The following is a 2,860-nucleotide window of genomic DNA, read 5'->3' as shown; positions in this document are numbered from 1 at the left end:
TCCATGTCGCCCACGAAAGCCCGGACCCCGGACAGGGCTCCGCCAACATCTATGTGCGTCCCGGCCACAGGAACCGCGGCGCCGGTTCGCTCCTGCTGCGCACCGCCGAGGAGCGTCTGGGGTGCCTGGGCGTCACGAAGCTGTTCACCTGGGTGCTGGACGAGCCGGACAACCGGGCCTTCGCCGAGCGGCACGGCTTCCGGGCCAGCCGTTCCGCCTGGTTCCTGCGCCTGGACCTGGCCGCCGGCACCCTGCCGCCCCGCGAGGACCTCCCGGCGGGCGTCGAGCTGCGCACGGCCACCGACTTCGCGGACGACCCGCGCCCGATGTTCGACCTGGACGCGGCGACGTCGTCGGACGAACCGAGCGACATCGACGTCGAGTTCACCGACTACGAGGCCTGGATCGAGGAGCACTGGAAGCACCCGCTCCTGAACCGCGACCTGACCACGGTCGCGGTCGTCGACGGCCGCCCCGCCGCGTTCAGCGTGGCGTACACCGACGGCGACTCCCGCTACGCCACCGCCATGACGGGCACCGCCCGGGAATTCCGCGGCCGGGGCCTGGCGAAGCTCGCCAAGAACGATTCCCTGCACCGCGCCCGCGCGGCGGGATGCACGGAGGCGTTCACCGGAAACGACACCGGCAACGAGCCGATGATCGCCATCAACAAGTGGTTCGGCTACGAGATCTGTGCGAAGGAGGTGCGCTATGTCCGCGAACTCGGCTGACCGGCCGCCGCAGCTGGAGGTCGTGCTCGTCAAGGCGGGCCGTACGAAGATCCGTTACACGGGCGAGCTGCTGGCGGACGACGGCACACGCCTCGCGGTCCGCGCACCCTGGGCGGGCTCCGGCGTCCGCGACTTCGGGTTCGTGCGCTTCGAGCCCGGGGACGTCTTCACGGAGTACTACTGGCGCGACCGCTGGTACGCGGTGAAGGAGGTCCGCTCCGCCTCGGGCGCGCTGAAGGGCTGGTACTGCGACGTCACCCGCCCGGCGCGGCGCTCCGGTGCGGAGCTGGTCGTGGAGGATCTCGACCTGGACCTGTGGCGCTCCGCGGACGGCACGGACGTACGGCGCCTGGACGAGGACGAGTTCGCCGAGAGCGGCCTCGGCGAGTCGGACCCGGAGGCGGCGCGGGCCGCCCTGGACGCGCTCGACCAACTGGAGTCACTGGCCCGGGGCGGCGGGCTCACCGCACTCCTGGCCTGACGGGCGGACCTCGGCGACCACCGCGTACCGCTCGTCCGTCACCTCCCCACCCCACAGCAGCGGGTCGTCCGAGAGCCGCTCCACACGCACCTGTCCGGCGACCTGGGCGAGCAGGCCGGTGAGCCGCTCGGCCGGTATGCCGACCGGCTCGATACGGCCCCACACGCCCTCGACCAGCACGAGCCTGCCTTCCGGCCGCAGCAGCCCGCGCCAGTGCCGCAGGGCGCGGCCGGGGTCGGGCAGGGTCCACAGCACGTGCCGGACGAGCACGGCGTCGAAGCGCTCTTCCCCGACCGGCGGTGCCGCCGCGTCACCGACGAGGAACACCGCGTCGCGCCCGGCGAGCTTCTCCCGGGCGAGCGCCACCATGGCCGGCGAGAGGTCCACACCCGTCACCCGGTGCCCCTGCTCGGATGCGAGGAGTGACAGACTGCCGGTGCCGCAGCCGAGATCGAGGACGTCTCCCGCCCGTCCGGGCAGCCAGTCGCGCAGCCGTCCGGCCCAGGCGCGGCGCACCTCGGGGTCGCGCAGGCCGTGGTCCGTTTCCTCGTCGAAGGAGGCGGCCTCGGCGTCCCAGTCCACGTTCGTCATGCGCCCAAGAGTGACACCCACCACTGACACTCGAATCGTGACTGCCGCCACTGACAGACCAGGAGCGATGAGTAACTCTCCCCCGAAAGGTCTACCTCCGTGAGAACGCGGAACCCGGTAGACCCTCAAGGAGGCAGCCATGCGCCGTGTGATCGTGCAGAAGCCCCTGAAGAAGACGGACGTCCGCCGGGTCCGCGAAGAGGCCGACGAGCGCCCCGCGGGGCGCCCGGAGGTCCGCAAGGACATCGCGCGCACCTGGTGGCCGGACGCCTGAGCGGCCGGTGCCGGTCATGAGACGCACAGCAGCAGCCGCCCGCGGGTGTCAGAGCAGCCGCTTGCGGTAGTGCACGCGGTCGTAGGGAGCGTCCACGCGGCGTTCCACCAGTTCGTAGCCGCATCTCGGATAGATCTTCTGGTTCTCCCACATCAGCGCGTTCGTGTAGAGCCTGACCTCGGGCAGGCCCAGCGCACGCGCGTGTGCGTCCACGAACCGCAGCAGCCGCCGTCCCATTCCCCCGCCGTGCGCGGAGGGGTGGACGGCGATGGTGTCGAGGAAGAGATGGTCCGCGAGCGCCTCGACCACGACGAGCCCGGTCACCGGTTCGCCCGTCACGAACACCTTGCCCGCGGCCACGTTCGCCGCGTGGTCCTCCTCCATGGGCCGCGGCACCCGCCCGATGCGCTCGATGCAGGGGCGGAAAGCCGCGTCGATCACGTCCGCGACGACCGGTACGTCGGCGGCGCCGGCCGGCCGGATCTCCTCGTCTGCCATGCCGCGACGGTACCTACCTGATGCCAGCCCGAACACTCCCTTAAGCGGGCCATAAGGATCTCCTCCGCCCGCTCTCAGCAGGCGATTTCGTGGTTCTCAGGGGCTAGCTTCGGACCACCCCACGGGGTCCGGCCCACCCGGACCCGGACCTGTCCCATGAACCGTTCGAGGAGTTCCCGCATGTCCGCACGCCGCCAGGTGACCACCGTCGCAGCCCTCGGCAGCCTCCCGCTCGCCCTGACCGCACTGACGGCGGCCCCGGCCGCCGCGCACGGTTCGATGGGC

General features: G+C 71.6%; 5 protein-coding genes. 3 read left to right on the top strand and 2 right to left on the bottom strand.

Annotated elements, in window-relative coordinates; all coding sequences use genetic code 11:
* Together ABZ281_RS44710 and ABZ281_RS44705 are read left to right on the top strand one after the other, a co-directional pair.
* The coding region (locus ABZ281_RS44710) for a GNAT family N-acetyltransferase (RefSeq protein ID WP_356664042.1) at positions 1 to 731 on the top strand (731 nt) is incomplete at its 5' end.
* Positions 712 to 1,212: a DUF402 domain-containing protein gene (locus ABZ281_RS44705; protein WP_356664040.1), complete on the top strand. Its 501-nt coding sequence runs from the start codon at positions 712 to 714 to the stop codon at positions 1,210 to 1,212. The genes ABZ281_RS44710 and ABZ281_RS44705, both read left to right, overlap by 20 nt.
* Here ABZ281_RS44705 and ABZ281_RS44700 read toward each other — a convergent pair.
* Complete coding sequence (locus ABZ281_RS44700) at positions 1,171 to 1,803, bottom strand: class I SAM-dependent methyltransferase (RefSeq protein ID WP_356664038.1); 633 nt, start codon at positions 1,801 to 1,803, stop codon at positions 1,171 to 1,173. The genes ABZ281_RS44705 and ABZ281_RS44700 overlap by 42 nt on opposite strands.
* A gap of 139 nt (positions 1,804 to 1,942) precedes the next feature.
* Between ABZ281_RS44700 and ABZ281_RS44695 the strand changes: the two genes are divergently transcribed.
* Positions 1,943 to 2,077: a hypothetical protein gene (locus ABZ281_RS44695; RefSeq protein ID WP_356664036.1), complete on the top strand. Its 135-nt coding sequence runs from the start codon at positions 1,943 to 1,945 to the stop codon at positions 2,075 to 2,077.
* A gap of 48 nt (positions 2,078 to 2,125) precedes the next feature.
* Here ABZ281_RS44695 and ABZ281_RS44690 read toward each other — a convergent pair whose 3' ends face one another.
* Positions 2,126 to 2,575: a GNAT family N-acetyltransferase gene (locus ABZ281_RS44690; RefSeq protein WP_356664034.1), complete on the bottom strand. Its 450-nt coding sequence runs from the start codon at positions 2,573 to 2,575 to the stop codon at positions 2,126 to 2,128.
* Between the last annotated feature and the right edge of the window lie 285 nt (positions 2,576 to 2,860).

The sequence above is a fragment of the Streptomyces sp. NPDC006265 genome (assembly GCF_040613555.1).
Classification (GTDB): domain Bacteria; phylum Actinomycetota; class Actinomycetes; order Streptomycetales; family Streptomycetaceae; genus Streptomyces.
This window is presented reverse-complemented; position numbering and strand designations above follow the sequence as displayed.